This is a genomic window from Mesorhizobium japonicum MAFF 303099 (assembly GCF_000009625.1).
GTDB classification, from domain to species: Bacteria; Pseudomonadota; Alphaproteobacteria; order Rhizobiales; family Rhizobiaceae; genus Mesorhizobium; species Mesorhizobium japonicum.
In genome coordinates, this window is the sequence record NC_002678.2 from 818,510 (window position 1) to 839,908 (window position 21,399).

20 protein-coding genes are annotated in these 21,399 nt (G+C 60.7%); 4 read left to right on the forward strand and 16 right to left on the reverse strand.

Going from position 1 to position 21,399, the window contains the following annotated elements:
• Positions 1-348: 348 nt before the first annotated feature.
• Together MAFF_RS05125 and MAFF_RS05130 are read left to right on the forward strand one after the other, a co-directional pair.
• Entirely contained in the window at positions 349-1,155 is an 807-nt protein-coding gene (locus MAFF_RS05125) for an alpha/beta hydrolase (RefSeq protein WP_010909817.1), read from the forward strand.
• A gap of 234 nt (positions 1,156-1,389) precedes the next feature.
• A complete protein-coding gene (locus MAFF_RS05130) occupies positions 1,390-1,581 on the forward strand; it encodes a hypothetical protein (protein WP_044547768.1) in 192 nt (63 codons plus the stop codon).
• A gap of 146 nt (positions 1,582-1,727) precedes the next feature.
• On the opposite strand, the gene MAFF_RS05135 is transcribed toward MAFF_RS05130, so the two are convergent.
• The 9 genes from MAFF_RS05135 to MAFF_RS05175 all read right to left on the reverse strand — a co-directional run bounded on the left by MAFF_RS05135 (position 1,728) and on the right by MAFF_RS05175 (position 12,088).
• Positions 1,728-3,341 carry an MDR family MFS transporter gene (locus MAFF_RS05135; protein WP_010909819.1) on the reverse strand — a complete coding sequence of 538 codons (1,614 nt, stop codon included), beginning with the start codon at positions 3,339-3,341 and terminating at the stop codon, positions 1,728-1,730.
• Positions 3,342-3,353: 12 nt separating this feature from the next.
• Positions 3,354-4,607, reverse strand: coding sequence for an HlyD family secretion protein (locus MAFF_RS05140; protein ID WP_010909820.1), 1,254 nt, complete (start codon positions 4,605-4,607; stop codon positions 3,354-3,356).
• 690 nt (positions 4,608-5,297) lie between these two features.
• Positions 5,298-6,035 carry an ATP-binding protein gene (locus MAFF_RS05145; RefSeq protein WP_157865917.1) on the reverse strand — a complete coding sequence of 246 codons (738 nt, stop codon included), beginning with the start codon at positions 6,033-6,035 and terminating at the stop codon, positions 5,298-5,300.
• Between the two features lie 848 nt (positions 6,036-6,883).
• Positions 6,884-7,168, reverse strand: coding sequence for a transcriptional regulator (locus tag MAFF_RS05150; protein ID WP_044547773.1), 285 nt, complete (start codon positions 7,166-7,168; stop codon positions 6,884-6,886).
• A gap of 30 nt (positions 7,169-7,198) precedes the next feature.
• Complete coding sequence (locus MAFF_RS05155; protein WP_010909824.1) at positions 7,199-8,215, reverse strand: Gfo/Idh/MocA family oxidoreductase; 1,017 nt, start codon at positions 8,213-8,215, stop codon at positions 7,199-7,201.
• Positions 8,216-8,249: 34 nt separating this feature from the next.
• Positions 8,250-9,044, reverse strand: coding sequence for a hydroxypyruvate isomerase family protein (locus MAFF_RS05160; RefSeq protein ID WP_044547776.1), 795 nt, complete (start codon positions 9,042-9,044; stop codon positions 8,250-8,252).
• Positions 9,045-9,122: 78 nt separating this feature from the next.
• Entirely contained in the window at positions 9,123-9,911 is a 789-nt protein-coding gene (locus tag MAFF_RS05165) for an ATP-binding cassette domain-containing protein (RefSeq protein WP_010909826.1), read from the reverse strand.
• Positions 9,911-11,032, reverse strand: coding sequence for an ABC transporter permease (locus tag MAFF_RS05170; RefSeq protein ID WP_010909827.1), 1,122 nt, complete (start codon positions 11,030-11,032; stop codon positions 9,911-9,913). The genes MAFF_RS05165 and MAFF_RS05170 overlap by 1 nt, the downstream gene beginning before the upstream one ends.
• Positions 11,033-11,137: 105 nt before the next feature.
• A complete protein-coding gene (locus tag MAFF_RS05175; RefSeq protein ID WP_010909828.1) occupies positions 11,138-12,088 on the reverse strand; it encodes a sugar ABC transporter substrate-binding protein in 951 nt (316 codons plus the stop codon).
• Positions 12,089-12,266: 178 nt separating this feature from the next.
• Between MAFF_RS05175 and MAFF_RS05180 the strand changes: the two genes are divergently transcribed.
• Both MAFF_RS05180 and iolE read left to right on the forward strand, forming a co-directional pair.
• Positions 12,267-13,262, forward strand: coding sequence for a LacI family DNA-binding transcriptional regulator (locus MAFF_RS05180; protein ID WP_010909829.1), 996 nt, complete (start codon positions 12,267-12,269; stop codon positions 13,260-13,262).
• An 87-nt stretch (positions 13,263-13,349) separates the two neighbouring features.
• The gene (iolE, locus tag MAFF_RS05185) at positions 13,350-14,273 is read left to right on the forward strand and encodes a myo-inosose-2 dehydratase (protein WP_044547781.1); all 924 of its coding nucleotides are present in this window, start codon (positions 13,350-13,352) and stop codon (positions 14,271-14,273) included.
• A gap of 454 nt (positions 14,274-14,727) precedes the next feature.
• Here the strand turns inward: iolE and MAFF_RS05190 are convergent, their stop codons facing one another.
• The 7 genes from MAFF_RS05190 to MAFF_RS05220 all read right to left on the reverse strand — a co-directional run bounded on the left by MAFF_RS05190 (position 14,728) and on the right by MAFF_RS05220 (position 21,392).
• Positions 14,728-15,012: a muconolactone Delta-isomerase family protein gene (locus MAFF_RS05190; protein ID WP_010909831.1), complete on the reverse strand. Its 285-nt coding sequence runs from the start codon at positions 15,010-15,012 to the stop codon at positions 14,728-14,730.
• A 19-nt stretch (positions 15,013-15,031) separates the two neighbouring features.
• The gene (locus tag MAFF_RS05195) at positions 15,032-16,645 is read right to left on the reverse strand and encodes a GMC family oxidoreductase (protein ID WP_010909832.1); all 1,614 of its coding nucleotides are present in this window, start codon (positions 16,643-16,645) and stop codon (positions 15,032-15,034) included.
• A 76-nt stretch (positions 16,646-16,721) separates the two neighbouring features.
• Positions 16,722-17,498 carry an enoyl-CoA hydratase-related protein gene (locus MAFF_RS05200; protein WP_010909833.1) on the reverse strand — a complete coding sequence of 259 codons (777 nt, stop codon included), beginning with the start codon at positions 17,496-17,498 and terminating at the stop codon, positions 16,722-16,724.
• Positions 17,499-17,501: 3 nt separating this feature from the next.
• The gene (locus MAFF_RS05205; protein ID WP_010909834.1) at positions 17,502-18,467 is read right to left on the reverse strand and encodes a dihydrodipicolinate synthase family protein; all 966 of its coding nucleotides are present in this window, start codon (positions 18,465-18,467) and stop codon (positions 17,502-17,504) included.
• Between the two features lie 63 nt (positions 18,468-18,530).
• Complete coding sequence (locus MAFF_RS05210; protein WP_244420723.1) at positions 18,531-19,415, reverse strand: substrate-binding domain-containing protein; 885 nt, start codon at positions 19,413-19,415, stop codon at positions 18,531-18,533.
• A 146-nt stretch (positions 19,416-19,561) separates the two neighbouring features.
• On the reverse strand, positions 19,562-20,557 hold the full coding sequence (locus MAFF_RS05215) for an ABC transporter permease (protein WP_010909836.1): 996 nt from the start codon (positions 20,555-20,557) through the stop codon (positions 19,562-19,564).
• Entirely contained in the window at positions 20,550-21,392 is an 843-nt protein-coding gene (locus MAFF_RS05220; protein WP_010909837.1) for a Cof-type HAD-IIB family hydrolase, read from the reverse strand. The genes MAFF_RS05215 and MAFF_RS05220 overlap by 8 nt, the downstream gene beginning before the upstream one ends.
• Positions 21,393-21,399: the final 7 nt, after the last annotated feature.

Consider the following 21,399-nt stretch of genomic DNA (forward strand, 5'->3'; position numbering starts at 1 on the left):
AGCGATAGCTTGTCCTAGCCGCATACTGCGCCGCGTCGGGCTTCATGACCATCGAACGGATGCGTCGGTGATGCCATTCTCAGGTCTATGGCAGATCCTCCGGGAGCTTGAGTGACCCTGCGCAAAACGTAAGGAGGTCGGCTCTATCCAAGCGAAAGGCGGCTGTGCTTCTTGCCTGTCGGCGCTACACCAGCACGTGGGATATCCTGTTCTTCGCTACTGGCCGTCCATGGCCTTGATTCAGTCGACTGCGCGTGCGCCCACAACATAGCGTTCTCATGGCTCTTATCGGCGCTGGCCGATCGAGCAAATTCGAAGCGCGGGCCTATCAGACCGACGGAGAGACTAATGTCCAAGACCATCATGCTGATCCACGGCGCCTGGCTGAACGCCCACTGCTGGGAAGGCTTCAAGGCTCGTTACGAAGCCAGAGACTACAACGTCATCGCCCCGGCCTGGCCATTTGACGACCGATCTCCAAGCGAGCTGCGTGCCTCCCCGAATCCCGCCCTCGCCCAGGTCGGTATCAACGAGCTCATCAATCACTACGATCGGCTCATCCGCGCGTTGCCCGAGCCACCAATCCTGATCGGCCACTCGTTTGGCGGTACCGTGATGCAGCATCTGCTTGACCGCGGGCTCGGCGTGGCCGGCGTAGCCATCGACCCCGCGCCGACTTCCGGCGTACTGGTCGGGTGGCAGACCATCAAGTCGACCTTCCCCGTGTTCTTTTCCTGGCGGAGCTGGCGCCGCGTCATGACCATGTCGCGGAAGTTTTTCAGCACGCGCTTCGCACAGACCTTACCGGCAGCGCAGGTCAACACGATGTACGACCGCTACATCGTCCCCACGCCAGGGAAGATCTACTGGGACGGCCTGGTTTCGGCCGCAGGGAAGATCCGTTGGGACAACCCCAATCGCGCACCTCTTCTGCTCATCGGCGGTGGCATCGACATGATTGCCCAGGCCAAGATGACAAAAGCCATTTTCGAGAAGCAGAAGCAGGCGCCGTCGAAGACCGAACTCAAGATATATCCCAACCGCTCGCACTGGACCTGTCTTCAGCCGGGCTGGGAGGAAGTCGCGGACTTCGCACTCGACTGGGCCGCTAGAAACGCCCGCGCCCTCAAGAACGTACCGGTGTACGCAGCCTAGCCGCTCGGACCATCAGCAGGTCATGATCGCCGATGGACTCTCCCAAGGTTCATCAATCCAGGATTTTCGTAGAACGCCACGCGTAGTGAATCCGGTGTCGGCTTATTAACGCGCGCGCCATTTCGATCAAGCGCCGCAATAACCCGAAGTCTAAACGCGGGCATGTCATCTGGGGTGCGCTGGACGTTGTCAGGACGGCTACAGCGCCTATTAGCGTGGAAGAGCGCTCTTGGTATGGCGAGCATTTCCGTGGATTGGCGCGAAAATCTCATACCGAACCACAAGGCTGAGATCGCGCGGCTGCGCGAAGAGATCGAATTCGAGCGGACCAACCCGCAGGAACTTTCGGAAGAAATAATATCCGACAATCTCAGGGTGATCGCGACGCTTGAGGCGATAAAAGCGTGCACAGAAGCCAGCGACTAAACCAGCATCGCCGACCCCCTATGAAACAGGCCGGCGACATTTCAGTTCGGCTATTCCTTCCGACCGTCAATCGCCTTCTGGTGACGCTTGCGGTCGCTTTCGCCACGCCGCTTCGTGCGCATACCGGATCGCGTCGGCCAAGCCGCTCAGTGCGCGCCGCCGGCTTCAATATGGCCGGGTTTCTTCAGAAGCAGAGTGGCCGCGAGCGCGATCACCAGGGCAACCCCGAGCAGGAAGAAAGTGTCGCTGAAAGCCATAATGAAGGCCTGCTGCCTCACTCTCAGCGCAATCGCGATCACCCCTTTCTGTGCGGCGAGCACGTGATCACTGACTCCATGCGACAGGAAATAGGCGGTGAGCTTCGCGATGCGGGAACGCGTTGCCTCTTCGAACAATGAGATCGACTGCACCAGCACGTTCGAATGATACTGCTGGCGCTTGGTCAGGAAGGTCTGCAGCAGCGCGATGCCGACGGCGCCGCCGAGGTTGCGGATCATGTTGAACAAAGACGATGCCGAGCCGGCGTTCTCCTGCTCGATGCCCGATACTGCGATCGCCGAGAGCGGTGCGAAAACCAGGGCCTGGCCGATCGCCCGCACAATGTTCGGCCAGAACAATTGGTCACTGGCGTAGCCGGCGGTCATGTGCACGTTCATGAAATTCGAGGCGGCGAAGAGTGCGAAGCCGGTCACAATCACAAGGCGCACGTCGAAGCGCTGCATCAGGTAGGGAACCAGCGGGATCAGCAACAGCTGCGGCAGGCCGGTCCATGCGAGCACCAAGCCGATCTGCTCGGCATTGTAACCTTGGATCCGCGCGAGATACACCGGGAGGATGAAGACCGAGCCGTAGAGCGCCGTCCCCAGCATGAAATTGGCCAGGATGCCGAAGCCGAAATTGCGACGCAGGAGCAGCCTCAGGTTGAGCAGCGGATGGCTCGATGTGAGTTCGATCCAGACGAACAGCGAGAGCGACACGGCCGCGACGATTGCCAGCCGCAGGACGAAAAGCGAGCCGAACCAGTCGTTCTTGTTGCCTTCCTCGAGCACCGTCTGCAGCGCGGCGAGGCCGATGGCCATGGTCGCGATTCCGGGCCAGTCGCCCTCGCCGAGCAAGGCGAGCCGCATCGGCTGGCGGTCGAGCGAGAACCACAGCATGCCGACCATCAGCGCGCCGGGCACGATGTTGACGTAGAAGATATACTGCCAGCCCCAGTTCTCGGTGAGGTAGCCGCCGATCGTCGGGCCTATCGCTGGCGCGAAGGTTGCTGACATTGCGAAGAGCGCCAGTCCGATCGGCTGTCTCGCCTTGGGTAGCAGGGTGATAACGATGGTGAAGGCCATCGGGATGAGCACGCCGCCAGTGAAACCCTGGATGGCCCTCAAGACGATCATCTGCCCGAGGTTGGCGGCGAAGGCACAAGCCACTGAAAAGGCGAGGAATAGTACTGCGTTGGCGATGAGATAGTTGCGCAGCGAGAAGACCTGGGACAGCCATCCCGTCAGCGGGATTACCACGATCTCCGCGATGAGATAGGCGGTCGAGATCCAGCCGCCATCGTCGATGCCGGCTCCGATGGCGCCCTGGATGTCGGCCAGCGAGGCGTTGACGATCTGAATGTTCAGCACAGCCATGAAAGCGCCGAGGGAGGAGCCGACCACCGCCACCCAGACGCGCGGTGAAGCGGCAGTGCCAGCACTTCCGGTCTCGTTCCGGGCAGGTCGAGCCGGAGCCGGCATGGATGACGCGATGCTTGTCATGGCTGCTAATGCCTACTCGGCGCGCTTCGTCGCGGCCTCGGTGTTCCAATTGATGGATAGCGTGGCGGGCCGTGCGGACAGGCCATCCGCGGCAAGCACCGTTGCCTTGGTGTCGATGGTCGGTTCGACCGACATGCCGGCCCTTAGCAGGCCACCGAGCTCCTGGTCCTCGATCATTATCTTCACGGGGATGCGCTGCACGATCTTGGTAAAATTGCCGGTCGCATTGTCGGGCGGCAGGAGTGCGAATTCGAGACCGCTTGCCGGGGACAAGCTGTCGACGTGGCCCTCAAGCTCGACGCCAGGAAAGCCGTCGATGGCAACACGCACCGGCTGACCGCCGCGAACATAAGTGAGCTGTGTCTCCTTGAAATTGGCAACCACATAAACGGCATTCTGCGGCACCACCGCCATCAGCTGAGTGCCGGCTCCGACATATTGGCCAATCCTCAGCGTACGCGCGCCGACTGTACCGTCGACCGGCGCAGTGATAGTTGCATAGGAGAGATTGAGCCTAGCCTGCTCGCCGGCGGCCTGCGCACGGTCCACCTGAGCAAGCGCCTTGTCGCGTTCGGTAGCGAGAACATCGATCCTGACCTCAGCCGCAACGACCGCAGCTTGGTCGCGCGCCAGCCCTGCTGCTAGCTGGTCTGCCCCGGCGCGGCTGGCCTCGGCCTTCTGCGTTGTTCCAGTGCCACTCTTGGCCAGCGTGGCGTAACGGTCGGCGTCAACCGCGGCGAACCTCAGCGAGGCCTGAGTTGCAGCGACTGTTGCCCTCGCCTGCTCAATCAGCGCCCGCTGCAGCACGATCTGAGCGTCGAGATTTCGGACGGTCGCCTCGGCGGCCCGCATGTCGGCTTGGGCCTGATCGAGCGCGGCGCGGAAGTCGCGGTCGTCGATGCGCGCCAGGACCTGCCCCACCGTAACCTTCTGGTTGTCGCGGACCAACACCTCGGCGATGTAACCCGAGACCTTTGGTGCAATTGTCGTCGAATCAGCCTTCACATAGGCGTCATCGGTCGATTCCAGATATCGACCTGTCGTCCAGTAATCATGCCCGTAGTAGGCGGCCGCGGCGGTGCCCGCCAGAACCACGACTGCGGCAAGGACACGCTTGAAGTTCCGGCGCCCGGTCGGCGGTACCGGTACGATTTCATTCGAGGTCACCGGCGTCAGAAGCGGCAAAGGGGCCGACACTGGCGATCGGAGCTCGCCGCTCGCCGCAGCGCTGGAGATGGCTTCAGGGTCGAGAAGATGCTTCGTCATTGCCGACGCTCGCTTTGCAAGTTTTTCGATACGCACTCGGTGTCGCCCATCGCTGCACAGCCTCCGCAGGCAGACCCTGGGCCGCATGTCGTGAAGCTCAGGCTGGTAGCGTGGATCGAAGGTCGTCCTCAGACGATCGCACGAGTTGCGCTATGCGAGACCAGGTTCGCATGCCGCAATTTCCTCTCCGCTTGACGCATCTCCCGATGCGACAGGAGCTTGGTAGTAGTCGGCCGGCGCGGCGAGCTCTGTTCGAATCGCGACGGTGCGTGGGGACGTTCCCTCCCCTGCCGTCCGCAGAAATTCCGGCCGCAATCCATCGCCGCGCTGAGCAGCAATTCGATGCAATGCCTGCAGCAGAGGTAGCATGATAGAGACTCCTTTAGATCGGGTGTTATGCGTGGTGCGGCTGCCCGGTCATCGCCGAGTCGGCGACTTCAAGATCGCTTCGAAGGTCGCACCCGGTAAATGCTGTCGACAGAGAGACTTGCCTATGACGAGCCTAGCGGCGAGGGTTGCGCAAGAGCGGCAGCACCCGCTTCGATTCGACCAAGATGGCGCGCCGAGTGTCGCGCATTTGGTGATGTTCTGGCCTGTAGCGAGGTGCCACGAACTGGCGAAGTGCCGCCAAGCATTTTGCGAGTAGAGCAGAAAGTTCCATCGTTGCATTCCATCTTGGCTGGTTTGAATTCAGTTTCTCAAATCCGCGGAAATTGCTGGCAGCCACAGATCGATCGTGGTGCCATGGCCGAGGGTGCTAATGATCGAGAATCTGCCGCTCAAGCTCTCCACGATCCGCCTGACGACCGCGAGGCCAAGGCCACTTCCGTTCGCCTTTGTTGAGAAATTCTTCCGACCCGCCATTTTGAGTGTCCCGTCATCCATCCCGACGCCGTTGTCAGAGATGGACAGCCGGATCATCTGTTTTGGCGGACCAGTTTTGCTCGAAGGTGGAAACTCCAAGGCCGCGGCAATGGATATGTCGCCGCCAGCAGGCATCGCATCGCGTGCATTGAGGACGAGATTGAGAAGTGCTCGTTCGACGAGCTCTCGGTCGATGAAGGCCAGCGGAAGACTCCCCGCTACGTGCAGAGTCAGCCTGATGCTCGGTGAGAGGACGTTCGCAAGTACGACCTGGAACTGCTCAAGCAGTTGGCAAATATCCGTCAGCTCCTGCCGTGGTGGTCGCGCATTCGCAAGAAGTTGGCGGGCGAGAACTTTCGCTCGAAACGCGCAGTAGATCGCAGCATCGATCTTTCCGAGTTCTCTCGAGGTGCCGGCGCGGCGGCGCTGCAAATCTTCCAGGGCAATCATCACCGGCGTGAGCAGGTTGTTGAAATCATGAACGATCGATGACCACAGGTGCGGGTCCATAGACGGAGGAACCGACCCATCTGGACTGAATTGCGAGGACGTATATTCTCGCATGGTTATCTCCTTGACGCCGTTCTGAACTCTCCGACGGCACTCCAACCTAACAACAGAGCAAGCCCGGCGCGCTATTATGCCCGGGTATGAAACCGGCACCCTTTCGGACACATCTATTTACCAGAATCGACAACAGAGAGGTCTTTTGGGGTTGGACGAGGCCATTCACGCAGAGCGCGACAGCAAGGGTAGACTGCGAAGGAGTCGGCTCTTGGTCCTCGTGCAGTACACGGTGGCTGGAGAAAGCTGTCCACCGCAAGCAACCGCAGCAGATGTTGCCGTGCTCCGACTATGGGCCGACAGCCGATCCGGCCGCCCTTAGCCCTCAGTAGAGACAGCGAAAAAGTGCGTATCGGTCCGAACGCGGCAATGTCTGGTTTCAGGGATTCCAACGACCTCCCTGAGCGACCTATTTGAGGCGCAAAGCTGCCGTCCACATCCGATGCCTCCTAAAATGTCGTCGGCAAAATGGCGTCCGAATGCGACGGTCGGCGGCTCGGTCGAGGGAACGAAAAAAGGAAGAGAAACAGAACTTTCGTGGGCGATTTTTGCACACGACATCCCGCAACTATCTGATATTATTCATCTATCTGTCCGATCCATCATCATTGCCACTAACTCGGTTGCGATCGCGATTGACCGTCATGCAGCATGCCGACGGTAGCAAAAGAATGCCTGCTCAATAGTGGGTGTTGCGATGTAGCGCTCTCCCGCTACCAAAAATCGAATAAGTTATTGAAATATATAGTAAATTATGCGCAATTTGGTAGCGCTCTCGGACAAAATTCCTCAATAATTTCAATGCTACACGACTGACGCTGACCGATCCATCCCTGCATTCGTTGGAGCTAACCAGCGTTCAGGCTTGTTGCCTTCCGTAGGTGCAGCCGAAAAAAACGCCTGAAGTCTCGAAAATCGGCGAAACCGAGGCCCGTGGCGGCGCGCACCACCGTAGAGGGCGAGACGGAGCATTCGGCGGCAATCGAGCCGACGGTGCCAAAAGCTATCACGTCTGGCTTCGCCAGTGCCATCCGAGCAACTTGTTCCTGCTGCTCCGGAAGTGTGATCGTCCGTGAGGCAATCATGCCTTTGAGTTCGCTCACGTCGCTTGGTCGTTTGACGGCCTCGTGCATGACCACACTCCTCTGTAGCTCCAGAAGCTTCTATCGCAGCGGAATGGCTTGCTTCTTCGAGACGGACTCGATGCAGGCAAGCGCAATTTTTAGAGCGTTGCGCGCGTCCTCGCCCGTCGGTCCTTCAACTTTGCAGGTACGAGAGGCTCGAACGAACGAGGCGAGCTGCGCCGTGTAGCCTTGGACGAAATGGTCGGTGTCGCGGCGCCAGGTATCGTTCGACAGGCCGTTCTTGTCGAAGAGCGTCATGCTGGAGCGACGAACGTCGCCCATGGTCACCATGCCGCCGGAGCCGAAGACCTCGCCGCGGATGTCATAGCCGTAGAGTGCCGAGAAGTTTGCTTCGGCGACGGCAATGGAGCCGTTGTCGAACCGGACTGTGACTACCGCTGTGTCAAGGAAGCCGTTTTCCCTGAAATCCGGCCGCACTAAAGCGTCGGCTACAGCAGACACCTCTACCGGCTGCGCGCCCGGATTGAGCCACAACAGCGTGTCGAAGTCGTGGATGAGCGTCTCGTAGAAGATGGTCCAGAGTGGGATCCGCGCCGGATCGGCGCCGAACGGGCCTGGATCGCGCGTGAGAGAGCGAAGGAGCTGCGGCGTCCCGACTTTCCCGGCATCAATCGCTGCTCGCCCCTCAGCAAAGGCCTGATCCCAGCGCCGGTTGAAGCCCACCTGAAGTGGGACCCCGGCCGAACGCGCCGCGGCGATTGCCCGGTCGGCATCCTCCAGGGTCAATGCCATCGGCTTCTCGCAAAAGATCGCCTTGCCTGCTTCGGCCGCCTGCACGAGGACGTTCGTATGGAACCGCGCGGGAGTGGCTATAATCACCGCCTCGAGCCCCGGATGAGAGAGGAGATCGGCCGTATCCGTGTAGGCGCTTTCGACGCCGAGCTTCTCAGCGAGGTTGGACGCCGCATCCGGCGCAGGATCAGCGATACCAACGAGATCGGCACCGACGAGGCGGCACGCGACGGTCTCACCGTGGAAAGAACCGATGCGACCGGCGCCGATGAGTCCGACACTGACAGGCTTATTCTTGGGCATTCGAGCAATCCTAAAAATGGGTTGGAGAGGTAAGTCAGACCGTGAAGGCCTCGCGGAAGGCTTCGAGCGCGGCGTCGGGATCGCCGGCGGCCCAGGCTTCCATGCCGACAGGGCCGGAATAATCCATTGCCTTCAGGGCTTTGGCGACACCACGCCAGTTAATCTCGCCGGTGCCGGGTTCGCAGCGGCCCGGAACGTCCGCCACCTGGATCTCGCCGATCCAGGGCAGGCACTTGCGGCAGAGTTCGATCAAATTCCCCTCGCCGATCTGGGCGTGGTAGAGATCGAGGTTCAGGCGAAGTCGCGCATGGCCGATGCTCGACACCAGGGCGAGCGTGTCCTCGGCACGGCCAAAGGGCACGCCTGGGTGGTCGACCGGCAGGTTGAGATTTTCAATCGTGAAGGTGACACCTTCCTGCTCGGCTAGGTCGACGACGCGGCAGAGAGTGTCACGCGCCTTCAGCCACATTGCACCGGTGACGACTTCGATGGGCTGAACTGGGAGGCCCCTGTCCCCAAGCCCCGTGCCGTGCAGGTTGAGGCGCTGCACCCCGAGGCGCTTGCCAACCTGTGCGGTCTCGCGGGCCGTTCTGATCAGTTCGGCCGCACCTTCATCATCGGTCAGACGGCCCGCAAGGTAGCCGTTCATGATCGTGAAGGTCGCTCCGGTCGCCTCGAGCTTGGCGAGATCGTGCTCCGGCCAATTCCAGAGGCCGACGCCGAAGCCCATCTCCCTGAGGCGCGAGGCACGCCATTCGATCGGCTTGTCGCGCCACAGCATCTCGGCGCAGGCTGCGAGGGGAAAGGGAGCGGTCGTGGATACACTCATTGGCGGTTCTCGAATTGTGGGTATGACGATGAGTGGTGCGGCGCGATTGCGCCGCACCGACATGTGAAAAGCTCTCGATCAGATCGTTCCGCCGAGTTCCTCTGAGAGCGACTGCAGCTCCTTGCCGCCTGCCATCAGGTTCTGGAGCTCGTCGATGCCGATCTGATCTTTCCTATAAGTGCCGAGCGTCTTGCCGCGATTGAGCACCGTGAAGCGGTCGCCGACGGCATAGGCGTGACGGACATTGTGGGTGATGAAGATCACGCCGAGACCCTTGTTGCGGACCTGGCCGATGTACTTCAGCACCATGGAGGTCTGGGCAACGCCAAGAGCGGAAGTCGGCTCGTCCAGGATGAGGACCTTGGCGCCGAAATAAACCGCGCGGGCAATCGCAACACACTGACGCTCGCCGCCTGAAAGCGTTCCAACAGCCTGCTGAGGGTCGCGCACGTCGATGCCGATCCTGTGCATCTCGTCTCGTGTGACGTTGTCGGCGTGCTCCATGTCCATGCGTTTGAAAGGCCCGAAACCGACCACGGGCTCGCGCCCCATGAAGAAGTTGCGGGTCACCGACATCAGCGGGATCATGGCGAGGTCCTGATAAACGGTGGCAATGCCGGCATCGAGGGCATCGCGCGGTCCCGCAAAGAGCCGGGGCTGCCCCTCGACCAGGAATTGTCCGGACGTCGGCTTGTGCACGCCGGCAAGCGTGTTGATCAGCGTCGACTTGCCGGCGCCGTTATCGCCCAGCAAGCAGAGCACCTCATGCGCATTCACGCTCATCGACACACCGTTCAGCGCAATGACCGAGCCGAAATGCTTGACGATGTCCTTGACCTCAATGAGGGGCGTTTGGGATGTGGCCATCAGCGTTCTCCCGTTACGCGCTTGCGGATGACATTGTTGAAAATCACCGCGATCAGCAGCATGCCGCCCAGAAAGACGAGGTACCAATCCTGGTCGATCGAGGTGTAGGTCAGTCCGATCAGAACCATGCCGAACACGATCGATCCGAAGAAGGCGCCGATTGCCGAGCCATAGCCGCCGGTCAGCAGGCACCCGCCGATGACGGCAGCGATGATCGCCTCGAACTCCTTCTGGAAGCCGCGGCGGGCGTCGGTCGAGCCAGCATCGAGAACTGTAAGGATGGCAACCAGCGTGGCGCAGAGCGCGGTGATCACGAAGAGCGTCGTCTTTACCCGCGCAACCGGCACGGCGGATTTGCGGGCAGCGCGCGGATCGCCGCCGGCTGCAAAAATCCAGTTGCCAAAACGCGTCCGCAACAGGACCCACGTCGCGAGCAGGGCGATCGCTATGAACCACAAAATCTCGACGGGAATGCCCGGCACTTTCGGAGCGCCGCTCGGAAATGCCTCGATGATGCCTTTCTCGGCGAGCCACGAGAACAGGCTGGAAAAGGCGTCGCCCGAAAAGAACGGCGCCAGCGGGCTGCCGGCGGCAGCCTCCTTCATGCCGCGAAGCTGGGTGGAGCCGCCGCTCGCCCATTTTAGGCCGACCAGGGTCAGCCCGCGCAGGATGAACAGAAACGCCAGCGTGACGATGAAGGACGGCAGGCCGGTGCGCATCGTGATCTGCGCGTTGGTGACGCCGATGAAGACGGCGAAGGCGACGGCAACCAGGATCGCAACGCTGAGCGGCACATGCCAAACGACGAGCGCTGTGCCGAAGACCAGCCCGGCAAAAGCCACCATCGATCCGATCGAGAGATCAAATTCGCCGCCGATCATCAGTAAAGCCGCGCCGATGGCAAGGATGCCGAGTTGGGCGGCAGGTGCCATGAAATTCATGATGCCGGCCAGCGTGAACATCGCCGGATTTGCGGTGAAGAAGAAAAAGATGGTCACGAGCACCAGGCCTGCAACAGCGCCGAGTTCGGGGCGCCGCAGGAGCGCGGTCATCGTCGAGACTTTCTTCAGTCGCTCATCGGAGTGACTTGTGGCGGTGCTCTGTTCTTTGGTCAGAGTCATTGTTTCCTCCCGATTTCTATCAAGCTCAAGCCGTACAGATGCGGTCTTCCGGTCCTGCACGAAGATTGAGCGGTCCCCGCCGAAGCGAGGACCGCCCGGCTCTCCTTAGCGGATGCCCTGGGAGGATTTCTCAATGACGGAAGCGGCCGTGTCCTTCTCGACGAAGCTCGGACCGGAGGGCACATTGCCAGCGGGGATCGTACCGTAGCGGGCATAGAGCGCGAGGAACGTCACCGGCAGATAGCCTTGCAGGTAGGGCTGCTGATCGACCGCGAACAAAGCCTTGCCGTCGGCAACCGCCTTCAGGAAGCCCGCCGACAGGTCATAGGAAGCAACCTTCACCTTGTCGCCGACGCCCATCTTCTCGACGACTGCGACCGCAGGCTCGCCGACGAGCGGGGCCGAGAGACCGAGCACCACGTCGATCGACGGATCGGATGTGAGCGCGGCCTGGATCTTCGCTTTGATTTCGGCCGGATCGGCCGTTGTCGGCAGCACGGTCACCTTGCCGCCCTCAAAACCCTTTTCGGTGCCGGCGCAACGCTGGTCGAGAGCGGCATTGCCCACTTCCTGGTTGACGCAGAGAACGTGCTTCAGGCCGAGGGATTTTAATTTCTCGCCGACCTTGATGCCCGCTGGGCCTTCGTCTTGGCCAACATGCAGCTTGATGCCGAGCTTCTCTGCCGCCGAGATGCCTGAATTCATCGAAATCACCGGAATGCCGGCCGCGACAGCCTTCTCGATTGCCGGACCGAGCGCATCCGGGTCAGGGTCCGAGATGACGATGCCGGCAGGCTTCTGATTAGCGGCAGCCTCGATCAGTTGGCCCATTGCCACCATGTCGAAGGTTTCCGGAGCGCGATAGTCGACTTTGACATTGCTGTCCTTCCCGGCCTGCATCATCCCGTTCTTCACGATGGACCAGAATGGATCTGACGCCTGTCCGTGGGTGACCGCGATGATGGAAATATCCTCAGCTCTGGCGCTGATGGCCACTGAAGCTGCTGCACCGAGGATGACGGCACCGACTGCGAGTCTCTTTAGAATGGATTTCATCTGCTCCTCCTAACGTTGCCGTCTCCTCCTGAGGCGGCAAAAAAGCGAATGCTACCGGGTGCAAAAGTGTTTGCTACCGGGTGCAAACGCGTGCATCATAGCTTTTGATGCGCTAAAAGCAAGCGTTCATTTCACGGAATCAGAAAATGGAATGGACGTTTCATTTTGTGGAGGCTTCATGAGAAGGCGGGCAACGGCGAAGAACGTGGCAGATGCGGCCGGCGTCTCAAAATGGACAGTTATCCGTGCGTTCACGCCGGGCGCATCGATTACCGAGGAGAGCAAACGTAGGGTTCTGCAGGCTGCAGCGGCGCTTAACTACTCGCCGAACCTCCTCGCCCGCAGCTTGGCCACCAATCTCACGCATCAGGTGGCGGTCTTCGTCGACGACTTTGCCAACCCTCAGAAGTTGCCCTTCCTGGAGACTTTGACCGATCGGCTGCAGGCTGAAGGGCTGGTCGCCATGCTGATCAACATCAACAATCACTTCGATCATGTGCGTGCCCTGCTCAACGCGGATCAGCGCCAGGTCGATGCCATCATCATGTTCGGCACTGCTTTTCGCAGCGAAACGTTGAATGACAGGCGGCTGGGCCGGAGCATGCCGCCGATGTTCGTGCTGGCAAGGGACAGCCAGATCTATGGCGTGCCTGCCGTTGTCTGTGACGCCGAGCTGGCATTGAAGGAGATCGTCGATCATCTTTATGAAAAGGGATACCGGCGTCCGGGGTTCATGGCTGGGGCGCCGGCCCTCTCCACGGCGCTCAGGCGCCGGCATCATTTCATCGATTTCTGGAAACAGAAGGGCGTAGACGAGACCGCGGTGATATCGGCGGAAAGGTATAGCGCGCAGGCCGGAGCAGAATCCGTTCGCCACTATCTTCAGAATACGGATGCCAAGGATAGGGTCGACGTCCTCATGTGCGAGAACGACATCCTGGCCATCGGCGCGCTTGACGAAATCCGCGGGCAGTTTGGCTTGCGTGTGCCGCAGGACATGGCCGTCATCGGCTTCGACAATTACGAGCTGGGCGGAGCATCGGTCTATGGCCTTTCCACATACGAGCAGCCGAAGGACGAAATGGTTAAGGTTGTCATCGAGATGATAACCGGGCGGCTGCCCCCTGAGACTGTCACACTGCCGGGAAAGCTCATCGTCAGGAATTCTGCCTGAGCCACTTCTCAGAGCCAATCGGGGACACGGCGAACGTTGTCCTGCCGAGGCCTCTCAGTTCCAATCGAACATTATGCAGGGAATGCAATGACCCAGATTGATATCTTGCTGCCGCCCGACGTGCGACTAGCCGTCAGTCCGCTGTCCTGGGCGAACGACGTTCTTGAAGACCTTGGCGCGGATATACCGCTGGAAACCTGCCTGCGTGACGCCGCCGATGCTGGATATCATGGCGTGGAGCTCGGGCGAAAGTTTCCGCGAGATGCAAACGCCCTGAGCCCGCTGCTTGCCAGCCATGGTCTCGCCCTGGCGTCCGGCTGGCATTCGGGAAAACTAGCTGAACGTGGCGTTGGCGAAGAAATGGAAGCGGCCGCCAGCCATGCCGGCCTCCTGCACGCGATGGATTGCAAAGTGATGGTTTACGGCGAGGTCGCGATGATGACGCCGGGATCGCCGCTCGATGTTCCGATGTCAAAGCGAGTAATCATGCCGAAGGCAGACATGGCTGCGTATGCTGCGCGGTTGACCGAGTTCGCGAAGCGTCTTGCCGAGGAGTACGATCTTAAACTTGCGTACCATCATCATCTGATGATGGTTGCCGAGACATTCGACGAGATCTCGGGAATCTTCGACAAAGTGGGACCAGAGACAGGCTTGCTGCTCGACACCGGTCACGCCGTGGCAGCCGGCTTTGACTACGTCCGACTGATCGAGCGCTTTGGAGACCGTATCAACCATATCCACCTCAAGGATATCCGCAGGCCGGTTCTGGAAGAAGTCCGTACCGGCGATCTGAGCTTCAATGCCGGTGTGCGCAGGGGAGTATTCACGGTGCCGGGAGATGGAATCGTAGACTTCGTCCCAATTGCCCGCTTTGTCAGGGATCAAGGCTACGGCGGGTGGCTCGTGGTCGAAGCCGAGCAGGACCCAGCGGTCGCCCCACCCCGTCTCGCCGTCGCGCGAGCCTTTGAGCATATGTGCGATGTTTTCGCCGACCGACCAGATGCGTAGTGGAGGTTCAGTGCTGGCGCTATCAGGACTCTAGTGTAGTCGCAGGACTATGTCTGCTGTCAGGAAGCGGCCAATCTGGTCCTAGGGCGGACATGTGGCGCGAAATAGACGTTTAGCAACGGAGCCGCGACGCTGATGGGTCGGACTTTGCCGCTCCCCACCGGTCTTTGCAGCACCGAGACGGGTCCAGACCCCGACCTCCTTCAGAAGCGGGCGCATCTCGACGGGAGCAGCAAGACAGAGAGTTCGAAAAGCTTCCAGGAACCCCAGTCGATCGCGAATTGTAGAACTATTTGACGACCGGTTTGGGCCGAAAGCAGGCGGTCCGGTTCCAGAATTAACTAGCGGGAAAGGCGCCATTTTGCTGGCGACCCCATCTCAGCCGCAACGACGTTGCTGACGCGTCGCGCCATAGTCGGACCTCGGTGCGACTGCATAGGAACAACAGTAGGCCTCAGGGCAGATTGAAACCAGCGTAGGGTTTCAGCGGGACGATTTCGAAGTGAAGCATCCCCGCCCTCGCCAGCGGCAACGTCGCCAGCTTCTCGCGAACCTCGATCTCGTCCCTCGCCTCGACTATCTGGCACGCACCGGGCATATCACCGCGATGCCAGATCTGGCGCGTGAAGCCGATGCTATAGAGATGGCGGGCCTGTGCCCCCTCGCTGGGTACCAGCTGTTCGAAATCCGCTTCGCTGAATTGGTCGGTCCGGCGCCGAGACAAGACGAGGAATTGCATCGGTCCGGTCTCCAGAAACTTACGCGACTGCCGCGATCGCTTGTGCGGAGCGACCAGACTGGACGCCCTTCACCAGATCGGCGCCTTTTTCGCCGATCATCATCGTCGGTCCATTGGTGTTGCCGCTGATCAGCACCGGCATGATCGATGAGTCGATCACCCGCAGTCCGTCGACTCCGCGCACACGCAGTTCGGGATCGACGACTGCGGTCTCGTCGACGCCCATCTTGCAGGTGCCAACAGGGTGATAGTCGCAGCAGGCATATTGCCTGATGTAGGCCATCAATTCCTCGTCGGTCTTCGCAGCCGGCCCAGGCAGCCGCTCGACCTTGACGAACTTGGCGATTTCGCTTTGCGCCAGCACGTCCCGGATGATCCGTACTGATTTCAATGCCATGCCGCGATCGTATGGGTCAGAAAGATAGTTGGGGTCAACCAGCGGCTCGTCGGCGGGGTTCGAAGAGCGGACCTCCACCGAGCCGATGCTACGTGGTCGAAGGAATGTCGAGTTGATGGTAAAACCATGCCCGTCGAGCCGCGTCTGACCGCCGCGTACCACCATCGCCGGCGCGATGTGAATCTGAAGGTCGGGCCGCTTCGCTCCCTCGCTCTGGAAGAAGCCGCCGCCCTCGACAATGACCGAGGCGGCAGGGCCATTGCGATAGAGCAGCCAGCGAATGCCGTGCAGGAGCGCCTTGGGATAGCGATCCTGGCCGTCATAGCTGATTGGGTCCTTGAGCGTCAGATGGACATTGGTGCAGAGATGATCCTGGAGGTTCCGACCGACACCGCTGAGATCGGCGACCGGAGCGATCCCGAGAGCTTGCAACTTGTCGGCCGGGCCGATACCGGACAGCATCAGCAGGCGCGGCGAGTTGATGGCTCCTGCCGATACGATTACCTCGCTTTCGGCCCGGAGTACTTTCCGCGATTTGCCCTCGGAAAGTTCGACGCCGACGGCGCGGCCGTTCTCGACAACGATCCTTGTGACTCGGGCATGGGTCCTGACTGTCAAGTTGGGCCGCCTGCTGACGGGATGCAGATAGGAGACGGCGGACGAGCGGCGGCGGCCATCGCGACAGGTGACCTGGTAGAAGCCGGCGCCATACATGGTGTCGCCGTTGAAGTCGGGATTGAACGGCAGGCCATATTGTTGCACGGCACGGACAAATGCCCGGGTCAATGGGTGCGGACCGACCTGATCCGAAACTGCGAGCGGACCGCCCAGCCCGTGATAGCGATTGGCGAGCCGATCATTGTCCTCGGATTTACGGAAATAGGGCAAGACATCCTCATAAGCCCATCCGTCGTTTCCGAGTGCTGCCCAATTGTCATAGTCTTCCTTTTGGCATCGGATGTAGATCATCGCGTTGATCGAGCTTGAGCCGCCAAGGGTCTTGCCTTGCGGATACCAGATGGAGCGGTTGTCGAGGTTCTTCTGCGGCACCGTGTGGAACCGCCAGTTGACGCCCGGCCCGAACAGCTTGCCGATGCCGCCGGGAATATGGATCATCGGATTCCAATCCCGGCTGCCAGCCTCCAGCAGCAGGACCTTGACGTCAGGATCCTCTGACAGGCGGTTTGCCAGCACGCAACCGGCCGAGCCCGCGCCGACAATTATGTAATCCCACATGTTCTGCCTCCACTCGCGCCCGAAGGCGCCTTCTCCGTCCGCGCAACGAACCCCTGGCGGACCTGGCTCCTCAGTCCTATTTGCCCCTGAAGGCCGGCGCCCGTTTCTCGGCAAAGGCTCGCAGCCCTTCAATCCGGTCCTCCTTGCCGAATGCCTCGACGGTCAGCCGGTGCTCAATCTCGAGCCCGCTTTGCAGTTCGGTTTCGAATGCCGCCAGAACGGCCTTCTTCGCATAGGGCGTGATGGCAACCGACTTGGCGGCGATCGCAGCGGCGATCTCCAGCGCCCGTGGCAGGAGCCTGTCCGCCTCCACGACTTCGCTGACCAGTCCTTTGCGCTCGGCGAGGGTCGCATCGACCATGTCACCGGTCAGGACCATCTGCATGGCAAAGGATTTGCCGACGAGACGTGGCAGACGCTGCGTGCCGCCATCGCCGGGAAACGCGCCGATCTTGATTTCAGGAGTCGCGAATTGAGCTGCTTGCGAGGCAATGACGATGTCGCACAGAAGCGCAAGCTCCAGCCCGCCGCCCAGCGCATATCCATTCACGGCGGCGATAATCGGCTTGGTGAAGCCCTCAATGGCGCGCCAGCATGCCAGCCGTTCCGGGTCGGCGTAGGAGGCGACCCCGCGTTCCAGCATGTCAGAGATGTCGGCGCCTGCCGCAAAGGCGCGACCGGCACCCGTCAGCACCACGCAGCCGACCTCCGTGTCGGCGTCGTAGCCAGAAAGCAGGTGGCTCAATTCGGCCAGCAACGCCTTGGACAACGCGTTCAGCTTGTCCGGCCGGTTGAGCGTCAGCAGTCGGATGCCGGGCGCCGGTTCCACTGCCTGAACGAGGCGGTCCATCATCGACTAGGCGACCTTCCTGTAAAGCGTCTCCGCGCTCAATCCGGCAGCATTCAGCAGTCCCCGAATCTTCTCGATCTCGGCGGGGTCTGGCTTCATCAATGGGGGCCGGACGTGAGCTTCGTCCAGTCGCCCGAGCAGCACCAGCGCCTCTTTCATGCGATTGTGCATATCGAGAAGCGGCGCGTCATAAAAGGCCCGTACCGTCGGATAGATGCGGTCATTGATTGCCTTGGCAGTCTTGAGATTGTTTGCCTGCACGGCACGGTACAGCGCGACCTGAAGGCTGGCGATGACGCTGCCGGCACCCGACAGGAGCCCGTCGCAGCCAAGCGTCAGCGAGCCGAGCAACCAGGCGCTGTGGGTGGTGAGGGTGTTGACCGGTCGGTCGAGAGCTTTCAATTCGCGGATCTGACGTTCATGCAAATTGCCATCGCCGCACTGGTCTTTAATCGCGACGATCGAGGGAAAACGACGGCAGAGGTCGAGCAATGTCTGAAGCGGGTAAGCAAGGTTCGATGCCAGCGGATACTGGAACAGGATGATGGGAAGGTTGGACGCATCGGTAATGCGCTTCAGATGCTCGACGATCATCTCTGGCCGCAGGTGCCCACCGAGCGTCATGAAGTCCGGCGGGAAAACCAGCAGCGCGTCCGCCCCCTCTTGCTCAGCATAGGCGGCGATGCGCGCTGCCTCGAGGCTGGAGTTTGTGTAGACACCGACAATGGTCGGAACCTGATCCTGCAACACATCCTTGGCTACCACTATCGCGCGGTATTGCTCGTCGATGGTGAGCGCGTGCACTTCGGCCGCATGACCATTGATCGTGATGCCGGAAATGCCTTCGACCGAGGAGACGTCAGCGAGGTGCTTGCGGTAGGCACTCTCATCGACAGCCAGATCGGCGGTGAACGGCATCAGGCAGGCGGGAATGACGCCATGGGCAGCAAACGGTTTCTTGTCGCTCATCATTCAGTTCCTATTTGAAATTTCGGGACGCCGCGCCAGTGCGGCGTCCCGTTGCCCAGGGAGGACTTAGAAGCCCTTGCCGATCATGTCGGCGATATTGTCCGGGGTCACTGAGACCGTCGGCAAGGTGATCGTCTCCGGGACCTCTTCACCCTTGGCCACCTTGTAAGCGGTCTCGATCCCTTCCGGCGCCACGAACGGATAAACGAAGGTTGCGGCGAGCTTGCCCTGTTTGACTGCCTCGAAAGCAGTCTCCTGGCCGTCGATACCGACCACCGCCACTTCATTGAGCCGGCCGGCGGCCTCCAGCACCTGGATCGCGCCGAGTGCCATCTCGTCATTGTGCGCGTACACCGCCTGGATCTGGCCGGGACCAAACCGCTGCACCATGTCTTCCATGAACTTCACCGCCTTGTCGCGGGTGTAGTCACAGTTCTGCGATGCTACCACCTTCATGTCCGGGTGCTTTGCGATCGCTTCTGCAAACCCCTTGTTGCGATCGATGGTGGCCGATGCCCCCGCCGTCCCTTGCAACTCGATGATGTTGCCTTTGCCATTCAATTTCTTCGCAAGGAATTCGCCCGCGCCAACGCCGAGCGGCAGGTTCTCGCCGCCGACATGAACGGTCACAGGCGTGTTGACCTTGCGGTCGAGAGTCACAACCTTGATCCCGGCATCCATTGCTTCCTTCACGACCGGGGTCAGTGCCTGCTCGGTCAGCGGCGAGATCATCAGCACCTTGATGCCTTGTGCGATCAGGCTTTCGACGTCTGCCACCTGCTTGGAAGCATCGTTGTTGCCGTCAGTGACGATGAGATCGACATCCGGATAATGCTCGGCGGCGTACTTCTTGTTGCCCTCCACCATGGCGACGCGCCAAGGATGGTTCATGGTGCCTTGGCTGAAGCCGATCTTGATCTTGTCCTGAGCCAGGACCGCGCCCGGCATCATGGCGCCGAGTACCAGGGTGGCGGCAAGTGCCGTGGTGCGTAGGAAATGTCTGCGACTGGTCATTTTTTCACTCCTCCATTGTTTTTCATTTCAGGCTCCAAAGCGCGACGGCCGGCCCTTCTGGCAAGTGCTGCCGCACATGGATGTCAGGACCGTCTTTTGTGACGGTAGACCTCGAACATCACCGCGGCGATGATGATGGCGCCCTTCACGATCTGCTGTGTGAATGGCGATATACCTAGCAAATTCAATATATTAGCCATGACGGCAATGATTGCGGCGCCGATCACGGTGCCGATGACGCCGCCTTCGCCGCCAAACAGGCTGGTGCCGCCGATGACGACGATCGAGATGGCCTCGAGTTCGAGATTGGTGCCAGCGGTGGGCTCACCAACGGTGAGCCGTGAGACAAAAACCAGGGCGGTCAGCGCCGACAGCACGCCCGAGATGGCATAGACCGACATCAGCACGCGCGGCACGTTGATGCCGGCAAGCCGCGCCGCCTCGGTGTTTGAACCGACCGCGTAGATTTGGCGACCGAAAGGCGTGTGTCGTAGGACAACGAAAGCCACGGCGGCTATGGCAACGAAGATCCAGATCGGTACGGGAATGCCGAAGAGAAAACCGCTTCCCAGATAGGAGAAGGCATCCGAGGCATCGCCAAGCGTCTTCGGCTCGCCGTTGGCGATGGTCATGGCAATGCCGCGCCCCATCACCAGCGTGCCGAGGGTCATGATGAAGGGCGGCATGCCAAAGAAAACGACGCCTGCTCCGTTGATGGCGCCGAACACGGCTCCCATCCCCAGCGCCGCAATCATCGCCAACGGGATTGGAACGCCAGATGAGAGCATCAGCGCTGTGGCAACCGCGACGACACCGACGATGGAACCGACGGAAAGATCGATGCCGCGTGTCAGAATCACGAAGGTCATGCCGACGCTGACGATGCCAAACAGCGCGACCTGGCGGCCGACATTCAACATGTTGCCGGTCTGGATGAAGCTCGGCGACAGATACACTGCGAAGGCGCACAACACTATCAGGACCCAGAGCAGGCCAAGGCTTTGCGCCCAGCCTCGCAACCGACCCACCGACCCCGGCCGGATCGACGCCAATCCTTGTCCCGTTGTCATCTCAGCCATTCCTTCCTCCCGATTCGTGCGCCATTGCGAGGGTCGATTGCCGTTGCAGCAGCCAGGCCACCGCATCGGCCAGCCCGCCCTCGTCGCAGGACGGTCCAACGAAATGCGCGAGCCGCTTGGCTTCCGGGACCGCGTTTTCGACCGAGACCGCCGTTCCGGCCCAGACCAGCATCTCAAGATCATTCTCGGCGTCGCCGGCGGCGGCGCAGTCCGACGCCGCCATTCCGAGTTCGGTAGCAACGGTCGCGATGGCGGTCTTCTTGGAGATGCCGAGCGGACCGATCTCGAGCAGACGTGGATGCGATCCCGATACCGACAGGCACCGGGCAAGCTGTACGCGGAGAGCTCCAAAGGCTTCACGGTCCATGGGCTGCGCGGCGACACACATTATCTTGCCGGGTTCGCCCGGCAGGTCTTCCAACGCCTTCGCCACGACTAATGGCTCTGCGGTCACGCTGGCTTCGCGTGCGATGATCGGGTCTTCGGCAAGTGCGTGAATGGCGTGGCCGGTGAACCACATCGGCCGAACGCCCGCCGCTTGCGCCGTGGCCATGGTGTGCAGCGCATCGGTGCGACCGATCCGCTGCTCGGACAGCGCAACGCCGGTCGAGACATTACCGATCCAGCCACCGTTGAAGCAGATGGCGAGGCCTGCAATCCCAAGCTTCTCCGCATAGGGCTTTAGCCCGAGCGGCGAGCGCGCCGTTGCCAGAACAATCATGATGCCGGCCTCTCGTGCCACGTGCAGAGCGTCGGCAACACGCTGCGGAAGCACATGGTCGTGCGTCAGCAAGGTGCGGTCGACATCGGTGACGATAAGGCGCGGAATGGTCATGACCCGC